This window comes from Streptomyces sp. NPDC001914, assembly GCF_042891215.1.
GTDB lineage: Bacteria > Actinomycetota > Actinomycetes > Streptomycetales > Streptomycetaceae > Streptomyces.
This window is the reverse complement of sequence record NZ_JBIASW010000003.1, coordinates 109,582-122,980: the sequence shown is the minus strand read 5'-3', so window position 1 is coordinate 122,980 and position 13,399 is coordinate 109,582. Positions and strand designations below refer to the sequence as shown.

General features: G+C 71.9%; 12 protein-coding genes. 10 read left to right on the top strand and 2 right to left on the bottom strand.

Translation table 11 applies throughout. The features are described 5' to 3' along the window. Positions 1-139 precede the first annotated feature (139 nt). The 4 genes from bioB to ACFYYF_RS09790 all read left to right on the top strand — a co-directional run bounded on the left by bioB (position 140) and on the right by ACFYYF_RS09790 (position 4,497). A complete protein-coding gene (bioB, locus tag ACFYYF_RS09805; protein ID WP_388773242.1) occupies positions 140-1,366 on the top strand; it encodes a biotin synthase BioB in 1,227 nt (408 codons plus the stop codon). Beyond that, on the top strand, positions 1,359-2,639 hold the full coding sequence (locus tag ACFYYF_RS09800; RefSeq protein WP_388773240.1) for an adenosylmethionine--8-amino-7-oxononanoate transaminase: 1,281 nt from the start codon (positions 1,359-1,361) through the stop codon (positions 2,637-2,639). Before bioB ends, ACFYYF_RS09800 begins: the two co-directional genes overlap by 8 nt. 1 nt (position 2,640) lies before the next feature. Next, positions 2,641-3,357, top strand: coding sequence for a dethiobiotin synthase (gene bioD, locus ACFYYF_RS09795; RefSeq protein ID WP_388773238.1), 717 nt, complete (start codon positions 2,641-2,643; stop codon positions 3,355-3,357). Positions 3,358-3,807: 450 nt separating this feature from the next. After that, on the top strand, positions 3,808-4,497 hold the full coding sequence (locus ACFYYF_RS09790) for a class I SAM-dependent methyltransferase (protein WP_388773236.1): 690 nt from the start codon (positions 3,808-3,810) through the stop codon (positions 4,495-4,497). A gap of 71 nt (positions 4,498-4,568) precedes the next feature. Here ACFYYF_RS09790 and ACFYYF_RS09785 read toward each other — a convergent pair whose 3' ends face one another. Both ACFYYF_RS09785 and ACFYYF_RS09780 read right to left on the bottom strand, forming a co-directional pair. Continuing rightward, on the bottom strand, positions 4,569-4,907 hold the full coding sequence (locus ACFYYF_RS09785) for a fic family toxin-antitoxin system, toxin component (protein ID WP_388774336.1): 339 nt from the start codon (positions 4,905-4,907) through the stop codon (positions 4,569-4,571). A gap of 40 nt (positions 4,908-4,947) precedes the next feature. After that, a complete protein-coding gene (locus ACFYYF_RS09780; RefSeq protein WP_339127977.1) occupies positions 4,948-5,187 on the bottom strand; it encodes a toxin-antitoxin system HicB family antitoxin in 240 nt (79 codons plus the stop codon). A gap of 210 nt (positions 5,188-5,397) precedes the next feature. Here ACFYYF_RS09780 and ACFYYF_RS09775 point away from each other — a divergent pair, with 210 nt between their 5' ends. The 6 genes from ACFYYF_RS09775 (at position 5,398) to ACFYYF_RS09750 (ending at position 13,233) form a co-directional block, all read left to right on the top strand. Beyond that, complete coding sequence (locus ACFYYF_RS09775) at positions 5,398-6,351, top strand: ABC transporter ATP-binding protein (RefSeq protein ID WP_388773234.1); 954 nt, start codon at positions 5,398-5,400, stop codon at positions 6,349-6,351. A gap of 7 nt (positions 6,352-6,358) precedes the next feature. After that, the gene (locus ACFYYF_RS09770) at positions 6,359-8,923 is read left to right on the top strand and encodes an ABC transporter permease (RefSeq protein WP_388773231.1); all 2,565 of its coding nucleotides are present in this window, start codon (positions 6,359-6,361) and stop codon (positions 8,921-8,923) included. A gap of 172 nt (positions 8,924-9,095) precedes the next feature. After that, positions 9,096-10,013, top strand: a complete 918-nt coding sequence (locus ACFYYF_RS09765) for a TIGR03621 family F420-dependent LLM class oxidoreductase (RefSeq protein WP_388773228.1) — start codon at positions 9,096-9,098, stop codon at positions 10,011-10,013. 57 nt (positions 10,014-10,070) lie between these two features. Continuing rightward, positions 10,071-10,496, top strand: a complete 426-nt coding sequence (locus tag ACFYYF_RS09760; protein ID WP_388773226.1) for a GNAT family N-acetyltransferase — start codon at positions 10,071-10,073, stop codon at positions 10,494-10,496. Positions 10,497-10,897: 401 nt separating this feature from the next. Then, the gene (locus ACFYYF_RS09755; protein ID WP_361684213.1) at positions 10,898-12,223 is read left to right on the top strand and encodes a hemolysin family protein; all 1,326 of its coding nucleotides are present in this window, start codon (positions 10,898-10,900) and stop codon (positions 12,221-12,223) included. Then, on the top strand, positions 12,220-13,233 hold the full coding sequence (locus ACFYYF_RS09750; protein ID WP_388773223.1) for a hemolysin family protein: 1,014 nt from the start codon (positions 12,220-12,222) through the stop codon (positions 13,231-13,233). The genes ACFYYF_RS09755 and ACFYYF_RS09750 overlap by 4 nt, the downstream gene beginning before the upstream one ends. Positions 13,234-13,399: the final 166 nt, after the last annotated feature.

Here is a 13,399-nt window from a genome sequence, read left to right as displayed (position 1 = left end):
ACGGTGATTTGTAGGCAGTGAACAGACCCTAGCGGTCGCTCCGGCGGCGCATGATGTGGCAATACCCACACGTCGAACCATCTCTGTTGTGCAAACTCTCCTTGGCCGGGAGCGGTCGCATGGTCCAGGATCGGACCTCATGGACCTGCTGAACACGCTGGTGGACAAGGGGCTTCGGCGCGAGCTGCCGACCCGCGACGAGGCGCTGGCCGTACTGGCCACCTCCGACGACGACGTACTCGACGTGGTGGCCGCGGCCGGAAAGGTGCGCCGGCACTGGTTCGGGCGACGGGTGAAACTGAACTACCTCGTCAACCTGAAGTCGGGCCTGTGCCCGGAGGACTGCTCGTACTGCTCGCAGCGTCTCGGCTCCACGGCCGGCATCCTCAAGTACAGCTGGCTCAAGCCCGACGAGGCCTCCAAGGCCGCGGCCGCCGGGCTGGCCGGGGGTGCCAAGCGGGTCTGCCTGGTGGCCAGCGGACGCGGTCCGACGGACCGTGACGTGGACCGGGTCTCCGACACGATCAAGGCGATCAAGGAACAGAACGAGAACGTCGAGGTGTGCGCCTGCCTCGGTCTCCTCTCCGACGGCCAGGCCGAGCGGCTGCGCGAGGCGGGCGCGGACGCCTACAACCACAACCTGAACACGTCCGAGGGGACGTACGGGGAGATCACGACCACCCACACGTACGCCGACCGGGTGGACACCGTCCAGAAGGCGCACGCGGCGGGGCTGTCCGCCTGCTCGGGTCTGATCGCGGGCATGGGCGAGTCGGACGAGGACCTCGTCGACGTCGTGTACGCGCTGCGCGAGCTCGACCCGGACTCCGTTCCGGTGAACTTCCTGATCCCGTTCGAGGGAACCCCGCTCGCCAAGGAGTGGAACCTCACCCCGCAGCGCTGTCTGCGCATCCTGGCCATGGTCCGCTTCGTCTGCCCGGACGTCGAGGTCCGGATCGCCGGCGGCCGCGAGGTGCATCTGCGCACCCTCCAGCCGCTCGCCCTGAACCTCGCCAACTCGATCTTCCTCGGTGACTACCTCACCAGCGAGGGCCAGGCGGGCAAGGCCGACCTGGAGATGATCGCGGACGCCGGCTTCGAGGTGGAGAACGCGGGCGAGGTGACGCTGCCCGAGCACCGCGCGCCGTCCGGCGGCGGCTGCGGATCGCAGGCGGACGCGGGCTGCGGATCGCACGGCGACGCCGGATGCGGATCGCACGCCGAGGCGGGCTGCGGGTCCCACGAGGGCGGCGGCGTGTGCGGTTCGGCGCCCGCGGTACCGGCCGAGGCGGCCGCCGACGCCCGTACGGACCTGGTCTCCGTGCGTCGCCGCGGTGCCGGAACGGACCTCGCGCCCAATGCCTGACCTGTCCGTGCGGGAACTGCTCGACCTCGACCGGCGGCACGTCTGGCATCCGTACGGGCCCATGCCCGGACGCCAGGAGCCGCTGGTCGTGGAGTCGGCGAGCGGGGTCCGGCTGCGGCTGGCCGACGGCACGGGCGAACTGGTCGACGGCATGTCGTCCTGGTGGTCGGCCATCCACGGCTACAACCACCCGGTCCTGAACGACGCGGCACGCGGACAGCTCGAACGGATGAGCCATGTGATGTTCGGCGGGCTCACCCACGAGCCCGCCGTCCGGCTGGCGAAGCGGCTGGTCGACATCTCGCCGGACGGTCTGGAGCACGTCTTCCTCGCCGACTCCGGCTCGGTCGCGGTCGAGGTCGCCGTCAAGATGTGCCTCCAGCACTGGCGCTCCCTCGGCCGCCCGGGCAAGCAGCGGCTGCTGACCTGGCGGGGCGGCTATCACGGGGACACCTGGCAGCCCATGTCGGTGTGCGACCCCGAGGGCGGGATGCACGAGCTGTGGCAGGGCGTGCTCCAGCGCCAGGTGTTCGCCGACGCGCCGCCGGCCGCGTACGAGGAGTCGTACGCGGACCATCTGCGCGAGCTGATCGGGCGGCACGCCGACGAGCTCGCCGCCGTCATCGTGGAGCCGGTGGTGCAGGGCGCGGGCGGGATGCGCTTCCACTCCCCCGCGTATCTGCGGGTGCTGCGCGAGGCCTGCGACGAGCACGACGTCCTGCTGGTCCTCGACGAGATCGCGACGGGTTTCGGCCGCACCGGTGAGCTGTTCGCGGCGGACCACGCGGGCGTGACCCCCGACGTGATGTGTGTCGGCAAGGCGCTGACCGGCGGCTATCTGACGATGGCGGCGACGCTGTGCACCTCACGGGTGGCCGACGGCATCTCGCGCGGCGATGTGCCGGTGCTCGCCCACGGCCCGACGTTCATGGGCAATCCGCTCGCCGCCGCGGTGGCGTGCGCCTCGGTCGACCTGTTGCTGGGACAGGACTGGCGGACCGAGGTGAAGCGGATCGAGGCGGGACTGACGGAGGGCCTCGCTGAGGCGGCCGCGCTGCCGGGCGTCCGGGACGTACGGGTGCTCGGCGCGATCGGAGTCGTCCAGCTCGACCACGAGGTGGACATGAAGGCGGCGACGGCGGCCGCCGTGCGCGAGGGCGTGTGGCTGCGGCCGTTCCGCGACCTCGTCTACACGATGCCGCCGTACGTCACCGGCGACACGGACCTGGCACGGATCGCGCGCGCGGTGTGCGCCGCGGCGCGGGAGGGCTGACATGACGGTACTGGTGATCACGGGTACGGGCACGGAGGTGGGCAAGACGGTCGTCACGGCCGCCGTCGCCGCCACGGCTCTCGCGGCCGGGCGGTCGGTGGCCGTCCTGAAGCCCGCGCAGACGGGTGTACGACCGGACGAGCGCGGCGACGCGGACGAGGTGGCCCGTCTCGCCGGCGCCGTCACGACCCTCGAACTGGGCCGCTATCCGGAGCCGTTGGCGCCCGCGACGGCCGCCCGGCGGGCCGGACTGCCGCCCGTGTCCCCGGAGTCGGCGGCGGAGGCCGCGGCGAAGCTCGCCACCGAGCACGATCTGGTGCTGGTCGAGGGCGCGGGCGGTCTGCTCGTCCGGTTCGACCAGGAGGACGGGACGCTCGCGGACGTGGCCCGGATGCTGGACGCGCCCGTGCTGGTCGTCGCCTCGGCGGGGCTCGGGACGCTCAACACCACGGAACTGACGGCTCGTGAACTGCGGCTTCGGCAGCTGGAGTTCGCGGGTGTGGTGATCGGGAGCTGGCCGGACTCCCCCGATCTGGCGATGCGGTGCAATCTCGCGGACCTGCCGGCGGTGTCCGGGGCGCCCCTGCTGGGCGCCGTACCGGAGGGCGTGGGCGGTCTCCCGCCCGCGGACTTCCGGGCCGGGGCTCCGAGTTGGCTGGACCACCGGCTGGGCGGACGCTGGAACGCCGGGGTCTTCGCGGCGGCGCACACGGCCTGACGCCGACCGCCGGGGGCGCCTGTCACCGCCCCCGCGTCGCTCATCGGTCCTCCGGTCGACGTGTCCTCGGCCGGAGGACACAGGGCGGCGAACGCGGTCGAACGGCGCCGCGACCCAAGGGCGCGGCGCAGGCGGCCAAGGGCTCAGCGCCGACCAAGGCTCAGCGCGGCCAAGGGCGCGGCGCAGGCCAAGGGCGCGGCGCAGGCCAAGGGCGCGGCGCAGGCCAAGGGCCTAGCACTGGCCAAGGGCTCAGCGCGGCCAAGGGCGCGGCGCGGGCCCAGGGCCCCGACGCGCAGCCCCGGCTCACGTGACCGGTGGCTCCGGAGCCGTCACGGCCCAGCCGTGGCGGCTCCCGGCCGGGTGGACCCGCCCCGCAGCGCACGCGCGAGGCGTGCCGCGGGCGCCCCGGGGGGACAATTCCGGTGAACCCTGTCTCCCGGGAGGTCCGACATGCCGTTCAAGCCGCTCCGGCCGGCCGGCTCCGGCAAGGTCACGACGGAGGCCGTGCGCCATCCGGTGTTCGCCCGCTACTACGCCCGCTTCAGCGTCGGCGCCGAGACCCGGATGGGGATCGGACGGCTGCGCGAACGGCTGCTCGACGGACTGTCCGGACGGGTGATCGAGATCGGCGCGGGCAACGGCCTGAACTTCGCGCACTATCCGGGCACGGTCTCGGAGGTCGTGGCCATCGAACCCGAGCGGCTGCTGCGGCAGTTGGCGATGGAGGCGGCGCTGCGCTGCGAGGTGCCCGTCGATGTGGCGCCGGGCGCCGCGGAGGCCCTGCCGGTCAAGAGCGAGGCGTACGACGCCGCCGTGCTCTCGCTCGTGCTGTGCAGCGTGCGGGACGTGCCGAAGGCGCTCGCCGAGGTGCGGCGGGTGCTGCGCCCGGGCGGCACGGTGCGGTTCTTCGAGCACGGCCGGGGCGGCGGACGGGTCATGGGGTCCGTCCAGCGAGGCCTGGACGCCACGGTCTGGCCACGGCTGTGCGGCGGCTGCCACGTGGCCCGCGACCCGATCGCCGCACTGCGTGAGGCGGGCTTCGAACTGGGCCCGTACCGGCGGCTGTTGCTGCCCGAGAAGGGACCGCGCCTGCCCACGTCGTACTGCGTCCTCGGTACGGCCCGTCGCCCGCTGGACTGACGCGGAGGCACGGCGCACCACGTAGCCGGGTCGGGCGTCTCGCGTGCGCCCCGGCGTTTCCGCGCCGGGGGTCACAGACTCCAGCGGCGCAGTTCGTGGGCGATGTCGTGCACGGTGGCCTCGCCGTTCTTCACCAGACGGGCCAGTTCCCGTACCTGTTCGGGCGAGGTGACGACCTTCAGGCCGCTGGCGACCAGATAGGCGTAGGCGACGGCCGAGGCGAACATCGCGTTGGAGCGTTCGAGCGCCGGGACGTGCAGCAGGAGCTGGAGCAGCGCGGCGGCGCGGGCGTGCGGGCTGTCGTACACGGGGATGCCGAGGATCTCCGCCTCGTGTCTGCTGACCGCGGCGACGAGCGCTCCCCAGTCGGTGACCTGGGGGTCTCCGGGTGTCTTCTGTTCGGCGATCATGAGAAGCCAGGCGAGATCGACTCTGATACTGCTCAAGGGATCAACGACGACCTTCGCTGGTGCCTTCGCGCTCCGCGCCGAACTCCTCGGCGAAGACGGACTCGTACTGCTTCATGAAATCGGCGGCGGCCTCCACGAAGGTGTGGCCGACTTCCCCGGTGTCCTGCCGGACCAGTTCCTCGATGTAGCGGTTCACGCTCATCCCCCGTTCCAGGGCTCTCTCCCGGGCGGCGCGCGCGGTGCCTTCGTCCACCCGGACGTTCAGCTGAGTCTTCGCCATGCTTCGAAGCTAGCGCGATATCGCTAGCACCGGCAAGGGGGCCCGGTCCAGGCGGAGAGTCCGGTGGAAATTGCCCCTTACATCGATATCAGGGGCACACCCTGGGGCGGAGAGGGTGCGGCACCTAGGGGGGATACCGGGTGTGCCTCTGATCACACTACGCTCGGGCCGGACGAGAAGTCCGGACGATCCATCACAGAGGAGGCGGTCTTGTCCACAGCTGCTGCGGAGCAGATTCCCGGCCGCGCGGAGGGGGACGGGATCGCCGCCCGCGCCCGCGGTCTGACCAAGGCGTACGGTTCCGGCGAGACCGCGGTCCTGGCCCTCGACTCGGTCGACGTGGACATCGCGCGCGGCCGGTTCACCGCCGTCATGGGCCCCTCGGGCTCCGGGAAGTCCACCCTCATGCACTGCCTGGCGGGCCTGGACACCGTCTCGGCCGGGCAGGTCTGGCTCGGCGACACCGAGATCACCGGGCTGAAGGACCGCGAGCTGACCCGGCTGCGGCGGGACCGGATCGGCTTCATGTTCCAGTCGTTCAACCTGATCCCCACCCTCAACGCGGCCGAGAACATCACGCTGCCCATGGACATCGCGGGCCAGAAGCCCGACCAGAAGTGGCTCGACCAGGTCATCGACACCCTCGGGCTGCGTGAGCGGCTGAAGCACCGGCCCGCCCAGCTCTCCGGGGGACAGCAGCAGCGTGTCGCCTGCGCGCGGGCGCTCGCCTCCCGGCCCGAGCTGATCTTCGCGGACGAGCCGACCGGCAACCTGGACTCGCGGGCGGGCCTCGAAGTCCTCGGGTTCCTGCGCGAAGCCGTGGACGACCTGGGCCAGACCGTCGTCATGGTCACGCACGATCCCGGCGCGGCCGCCCACTCGGACCTGGTGCTCTTCCTCGCGGACGGGCGGATCGTCGACAAGATGGAGCGGCCCTCCGCGGACGCGGTCCTGGAGCGGATGAAGCGTTTCGACACGGTCCGCGTGACCTTCGACGGCGAGCACGGCAAACCCGGTGGAGCGGTGTCCGAGGGCGAGGGCGGTTCCGCGGCCGGCGCCCCGGCCGCGGGTGACGTGGCTCCCGTCGCCGGTGACACGACCCGCGGCGGCACCGGCGACACCGCTCCCGGCAGCTCCGTCGACGCAACCCCCGACAAGGACTGAGGCGGTCGTGCTCAAGGCGACACTGCGAAGCTTTCTCGCGCACAAAGGGCGACTGCTGCTCTCCGCCCTGGCCATCGTGCTGTCCGTGGCCTTCGTCGCGGGCAGCCTCATCTTCTCGGACACGGTGACCCGTACGTTCGACCGGCTCTTCGCCTCCACCGCGGCCGACGTGACCGTGGAGCCGAAGAACGACCTGACCTCCCAACTCCCCACCGGCGCCACCGAGACCGTCCCCGCCTCCCTCGCGGACCGGCTCGCCGGAGTCGACGGAGTCGCCGCGACCCACGTGGACGCGTCGGTGGAGAACGCCCCGGTCGTCGACAGCGCGAACAAGTCGGTCGGACCGACGACGGGCGCGCCCACCATCGTCACCAACTGGGAGGTCACCGAACGCAGTCCGGTGAAGCTGACCTCCGGGCACGAGCCGCGGGGCGACGGCGAGGCACTGCTCGACGCGGACACCGCCGACAAGAAGAACCTCGGCATCGGCGACACCCTCACGGTGCAGGCGCAGCCCGGCTCCTTCAAGGTGCGGATCGTCGGCATCGCCACCTTCACCACCACCAACCCCGGTGCCGCGCTGATCTTCCTCGACACCCCGACGGCGCAGTCCAAGCTCCTCGGCCGCTCGGACGCCGCCACGAGCATCTCCGTGGACGCCGCGCCGGGCGTCGGCGACGCCGTGCTCAAGAAGCGCGTGTCCGCCGAAATCGGCACCGGGCCCTACGAGGTGAAGACCGCCGACGAGCAGGCGAAGTCGTCCGCCGAGGCGCTCGGCGGATTCCTCGACGTCATCAAGTACGTGATGCTCGGCTTCGCCGGAATCGCGGTGCTCGTCGGGATATTCCTCATCGTCAACACGTTCTCCATGCTGATCGCCCAGCGCACCCGGGAACTGGGTCTGCTGCGGGCGCTGGGCGCCGACCGCCGGCAGGTGCGCCGGTCGGTGCTCACCGAGGCGCTGCTCCTCGGCCTGGTCGGTTCGACCCTCGGTCTCGCCGCCGGCATCGGGCTGGCCATCGGGCTGATCAAGCTGATGACCGCCTTCGGCATGAACCTCAAGTCCACGGAGATGGTCATCGGTTGGGGGACCCCCGTGGCGGCGTACGTCGTCGGCGTCGGCGTCACCTACATCGCGGCCTATCTGCCGGCCAGGCGCGCGGCGGGCGTGTCCCCCATGGCGGCTCTCTCGGACGCCGAAGTCGCGGGCGTGGGAAGGCCGTTGCGCGTACGGGCCGTGGTGGGCGGGGTCGTCGGCGCGGCCGGGGCCGCGGCTCTGGCGGGATGCGCCGCCGCGTCGAAGACCTCGACCTCGGCCTCGCTGCTGGGACTCGGTGTCGTCCTCACGCTGATCGCCACGGTGATCGCCGGGCCCCTGCTCGTCCGCCCGGTGATCCGGGTGCTCGGCGGCGCGTTCCCCGCGCTCTTCGGATCGGTCGGCCGGATGAGCCAGCGCAACGCGCTGCGCAATCCGCGGCGCACCGGCGCCACCGCGGCCGCTCTGATGGTCGGTCTCGCCCTGGTCGGCGGGATGTCGGTGGCCAGCGCGTCCATGAGCAAGTCCTTCGACGAGCAGATCGACAAAACCCTCGGTGCCGACTTCGTGCTCCAGAACGCCAACTTCGTGCCGTTCTCGCACGAGGTCACGGACAAGGTGCGGGCCACCGAGGGGGTCGGACTGGTCGTCCGGCAGCGGTTCACGCCGGTCGCGGTCCAGCTGCCCGACGGCAAGCGGGTGGAGACGACCGCCGCGGCCTACGATCAGCGACTCGACGACGTCGCCCACATCACGTACGCGCAGGGGAACACCGCGGCGGCGCTCGGCGAGGGCCGCATCGCCATGGACGTGAAGTTCGCCGAGGACCACGACGTGCGGGTCGGCAGCAGGATTCCGGTGGAGTTCCCCGCCGGCCGCACGACCGACCTGACGGTGGGCGCGCTCACCGACCAGGGCGGCGGCGGGTTCGGGACGCAGGGCGGACTCGTCTTCGGCTTCGGCACGATCGAGAAGTACGTGCCCGGCGGGCAGGACTCGGCGCTGTACGTGAACGCGGCCCCGGGCACCTCCCCGGAGAAGCTGCGCCCCCGCCTGGAGAAGACCCTGGAGCCGTATCCGCAGGTCCAGGTCCGCGACCAGGCCGACTACAAGAAGCTCGTCCACGACCAGATCGCCGTGCTGCTCTATCTCGTGTACGCGCTGCTCGGGCTCGCGATCGTCATCGCCGTGCTCGGTGTGGTCAACACCCTCGCCCTGTCCGTCGTGGAGCGCACCCGCGAGATCGGACTGCTGCGCGCCATCGGTCTCGGCCGGCGTCAGCTGCGCCGGATGATCCGGCTGGAGTCCGTGGTGATCGCCGTGTTCGGCGCGGTCCTCGGACTGGCGCTCGGGATCATCTGGGGTGTCTGCGTCCAGCAGGTGCTCGCGCTGCAGGGCATGAAGGCGCTCGCCATCCCCTGGACGACGATCGTCGCGGTCGTGATCGGCTCGGCCGTCGTCGGCATCGTCGCGGCCCTGCTCCCGGCCCTGCGCGCGTCGCGCATGAACGTCCTCGCGGCCATCGCCCACGAATGACGCCGACTCGGCCCGGCCCCGGCACCCGGGACCGGGCCGATCTCTCGCCCGTGCCCGCCCCGTTGATCCGGTGACGGCCCGCACACCCGCCCCGATCCCCGGACCGGGCCGATCGTCCGCTCGCTCAGGCCCGAGCAGGGCCGGGCGGTTCGCTCGATGGAAGGGACAGCCGATGTCACGCCCGTTCCGTTTCGGGGTCAGTCTCCTCGCTCCGGCGACCGGTGCCGAGTGGGCCGCCAAGTGCCGTCGCGCCGAGGAACTCGGCTACGACGTGATCACTGTCGCGGACCATCTGGGCATGCCCGCCCCCTTCCCCTCGCTGGTCGCCGCCGCGCGGGCGGCCCGACGGCCACGGCTCGGCACGTTCGTGCTCAACGCGGCCTTCTGGAACCCCGCGTTGCTCGCCCGCGAGGTGGCCACCACGAACGCGCTGACGGGCGGCCGTCTCGAACTCGGCCTCGGCACCGGATACGTACCGGCCGAACACGAGGCGGCGGGCCTGCCGTTCGGCACCGCGCGTGAGCGGGTCGACCATCTCGTGCGCATGGTCGAGGAGTTGGAGCGCCTGCTCGGTCCGGACGGCCCCTCCCTGGGCACGCCCTGGCCGGGCGGGAAGGCGCCGGAGACACCGGACGGCGGACCCCCGCGGGTGCCGCTGCTGATCGGGGCCAACGGCGACCGGATGCTGCGCCTGGCCGCGGAGCACGCGGACATCGTCTCGTTCACGGGAGCGCGCACCGGTGGGAACGGCACCCTGGAACCGCTCTCGGCGACCGAGCTCGACGGACGCGTCGCGCTCTACCGGAAGGCTTCCGCCGGCCGCGATGAGCCCGCCGAGCTCAACCTGCTGATCCAGATCGTCTCCGTCACCGACGACCGCGCCGCCGCCGTCCGGCCGTGGCTGCCCCGGCTGCCACTGCTGACCGAGCGCGAGGTGCTGGAGCTGCCCATCGTCCTGATCGGCTCCGCGGAACAGCTCGTCGATCAGGTCCGGGAGCTGCGTGAGCGCTTCGGATTCTCGTATCTGACGGTGCTGGAGCCGAACCTGGAGGTCTTCGCGCCCGTGGTCGGCGCACTGCGCGGCAGATGATCGTCCGCATGCCGGAAATCCCGTTCCGGCACCTGGTCCCCGTGATGGGATCGGACCATGACCGACTTGCGGATACGGGCCGCGCGGCCCGAGGACCTCGACGCCGTGCTCGCCTTCTGGAAGGTGGCCGCCGAGGGCACCAGCATCAGTGACGACCGGAGCGGGGTGGAACGCCTGGTCGACCGCGACCCCGGGGCGCTGCTGCTCGCGGAACGCGGCGGGGAGCTGGTGGGCACGGTGATCGCCGGCTTCGACGGCTGGCGCTGCCATCTGTACCGGCTTGCGGTCCATCCGGACCGACGGCGCCTCGGCATCGGCTCGGCGCTGCTGGCCGCGGCGGAGGAACGTTTCGTACGGCTCGGCGGGCGGCGCGGTGACGCGATGGTGCTGGAACGGAACGAGACCGCCCACCATGCCTGGCGGGCCGCCGGGTATACGCCGGAGGAGCACTGGCGGCGCTGGGTGAAGCCGCTGGCCGACTAGGACTCCCGGGCACCGGCGGCGGCCACCGGGAGCCCGGCGGATTCCGACGGCGAGCATGACGGGGAGGCGGACATCGGCCGACGGCGAGCCATGCGGCGAGGCTGGTGTCGGCCGACGGCGAGCCATGCGGGGAGCCCGCCATCGGTGACGGCGGGCCCTCGCGGGGAACCCGGCATCGGTCGACTGCACGCCTCCCGGGGGCGCGGTGCCGCCGGTGGCACCCCCCAGGGAGACCACTTTGCCGATCCTTTACCCTTGTTGGACCATCGTTCCTCCGACGAAAGGTGTGAGCGTCCGCCCATGGGCGAGCCTCCCAGTACCCGCGGTCATGTCACGCACGGCAGCCGCGGACACCGCGCGATCCCCCTGTCCCTGGCCGATCATGGGACGGAGGTGACCCGATGACCGAAGTGTTCCTCCTGCTGGTCGCAGTTCTGCTGTCGCTCGCCTGCGGCGTGTTCGTGGCGGCCGAGTTCTCCCTGACCACGGTCGAGCGCAGCGAGCTGGAACGAGCCGTGGAGCGCGGCGAGCGGGGCGCCTCCGGAGCCCTCAAAGCCGTACGGAACCTCACCTTCCAGCTCTCCGGAGCCCAGCTGGGCATCACCGTGACGAACCTTGTGGTCGGCATGCTCTCCGAGTCGTCGATCGCCAAGCTCATCGCGGGCCCCCTGGAAGCGCTGGGTGTCCCGTCCTCCGCGTCGAACTCGGTGGCGCTGCTCATCGGTACGGCGCTCTCGACCGTCTTCCTGATGGTCGTCGGCGAGCTGGTGCCCAAGAACTGGGCGATCTCCTCACCGCTGTCCGTGGCCAAACGGGTGGCGACGCCGCAACGCTGGTTCAGCGCCGCGTTCCGCCCGTTCATCGCCCATCTGAACAACACCGCGAACCACGTCGTACGCCGCTTCGGCCTCGAACCCGCCGAGGAACTGGCCTCCGCCCGCGGACCCCAGGAGCTGGTGGCGCTCGCCCGGCACTCCGCCAAGGAGGGCGCCCTGGAGGCGGACACCGCCGAGCTCTTCGTCCGCACGCTGAACCTCGCCGACCTGACCGCGGAGAACGTGATGACACCGCGCGTCCAGGTCATGGCACTGGACGTCCAGGCGACCTGTGAGGACGTGGCGAACGCGACCCGGGCGACCGGCCTGTCCCGGTTCCCGGTCTACCACGAGAGCCTCGACGAGGTCGTCGGGGTCGCGCACATCAGGGACGTGCTGACCGTGCACGCCGCGAGCCGGACCCAGACGCCCGTCTCGCAGATCATGCGCGAGCCGCTGCTCGTACCGGAGTCGCTGACCGTCGACCGCCTCCTGGACCGGCTCGCCGGCAAGCGCACGATGGCCGTGGTCATCGACGAGTACGGCGGCACGGCCGGCGTGGCCACCCTGGAGGACATCGTGGAGGAGGTCGTCGGCGAGGTGCGCGACGAGCACGACCCGCACGAGACGCCCGACCTCGCCCCGGCCGGAACGGACGCCGAGGGCCGGGCGCTGTACTCGGCCGACGGTTCCGCCCGTACCGACCAGCTCGCCCGGGTCGGACTGCGCGTGCCCGACGGGCCGTACGAGACGCTGGCCGGTTTCATCGCGACCGAGCTCGGCCGGATCCCCTCCGAGGGCGACAGCGTCGAGGCCGGTGACTGGCGGCTCGACGTCGTGGACGCCTCGGGACGGCGGGCCGCACGGGTCCTGCTGCACGCCCCGGACGACGCCGAGGAGAGCACGCGATGACCGTCGTACAACTGCTGATCGGCCTCGCGACGCTCGTCGTGAACGCCTTCTTCGTCGGGGCCGAGTTCGGGCTGATCTCGGTGCGCCGCAGCCAGATCGAACCGCACGCCGAGCGGGGCGACCGGAGGGCGCGCAGCGTGCTCTGGGGCCTCGAACACGTCTCGGTGCTGCTCGCGACCGCGCAGCTCGGCATCACGCTGTGCACCCTGGTCCTCGGCATCGTGGCCGAACCCGCCATCGCGCACCTGCTGGAGCCGGTGTTCCACGCGGTGGGCGTCCCCTCCGGCGCGGGCCACGCGGTCTCCTTCGTCATCGCGCTCACCCTGGCGACGTATCTGCACATGCTGCTCGGTGAGATGGTGCCGAAGAACGTGGCCCTCGCGGAGCCCGTGCGGACGGCGCTGGTGCTCGGACCGCCGCTGGTCGCGCTCTCCCGAGCGCTGCGCCCGGTGATCTTCGCGATCAACGCCTTCGCCAACGGACTGCTGAAACTGCTGCGGGTCGAGACGAAGGACGAGGTCGCGGCGACCTTCTCCGACGACGAGCTCTCCCGTCTGGTGAAGGACTCCAGCGCGGCGGGGCTCATCGACCACCGCGCCCAGGAGCGGCTGCGGGACGCCCTGGAGCTCGGCCGCCGCCCGGTGCACGACGTCGTGCTCCCCGTGGAACGCGTCGTCTACGCGCGCGTGGGTGTCACCCCGGAGGAGCTGGAGCGGCTGTCGGCGGAGTCGGGGTTCTCCCGCTTCCCGGTCGTCGACGACGGGCGCCGGATCGTCGGCTATCTGCACGTCAAGGACGCGCTGGACGCGGCCCCTCGCGAGGTGCCGTTCCGCGTGGAGGACATGCGGCAGATCGCCCGGGTCCGGGAGAGCACCCCGCTCGACGACGTCCTGACCGCGATGCGGCGCAGCCGTACCCATCTCGCGGCGGTCATGGGCAGCGACGGCCGGCTCACGGGACTGGTGACCATGGAGGACGTCCTGAGAGAGCTGTTCGGACAGCCGGCGTAGGGGTTGCCTTCGGGGGCCGGTACGGAACAGGCGTTCCGTACCGGCCCCCGTCCCGACTCCATCCCCGACTCCAGTCCGACTCCGGTCCGACCCCGACTCCGGTCTGGCCCCGACTCCGGTCCGACCGGCACCCCCGCCCGGCCCGACCCCGACCCCTGGGTCGGCC

Excerpts from the sequence above, each read along its gene's own strand:
- ACFYYF_RS09755 (WP_361684213.1), top strand. The coding sequence starts at position 10,898 with ATGACCGAAGTGTTCCTCCTGCTGGTCGCAGTTCTGCTGTCGCTCGCC.
- bioB (WP_388773242.1), top strand. The coding sequence starts at position 140 with ATGGACCTGCTGAACACGCTGGTGGACAAGGGGCTTCGGCGCGAGCTG.
- ACFYYF_RS09760 (WP_388773226.1), top strand. The coding sequence starts at position 10,071 with ATGACCGACTTGCGGATACGGGCCGCGCGGCCCGAGGACCTCGACGCC.
- ACFYYF_RS09785 (WP_388774336.1), bottom strand. The coding sequence starts at position 4,907 with ATGATCGCCGAACAGAAGACACCCGGAGACCCCCAGGTCACCGACTGG.
- ACFYYF_RS09790 (WP_388773236.1), top strand. The coding sequence starts at position 3,808 with ATGCCGTTCAAGCCGCTCCGGCCGGCCGGCTCCGGCAAGGTCACGACG.
- ACFYYF_RS09750 (WP_388773223.1), top strand. The coding sequence starts at position 12,220 with ATGACCGTCGTACAACTGCTGATCGGCCTCGCGACGCTCGTCGTGAAC.
- ACFYYF_RS09765 (WP_388773228.1), top strand. The coding sequence starts at position 9,096 with ATGTCACGCCCGTTCCGTTTCGGGGTCAGTCTCCTCGCTCCGGCGACC.
- bioD (WP_388773238.1), top strand. The coding sequence starts at position 2,641 with ATGACGGTACTGGTGATCACGGGTACGGGCACGGAGGTGGGCAAGACG.
- ACFYYF_RS09780 (WP_339127977.1), bottom strand. The coding sequence starts at position 5,187 with ATGGCGAAGACTCAGCTGAACGTCCGGGTGGACGAAGGCACCGCGCGC.
- ACFYYF_RS09800 (WP_388773240.1), top strand. The coding sequence starts at position 1,359 with ATGCCTGACCTGTCCGTGCGGGAACTGCTCGACCTCGACCGGCGGCAC.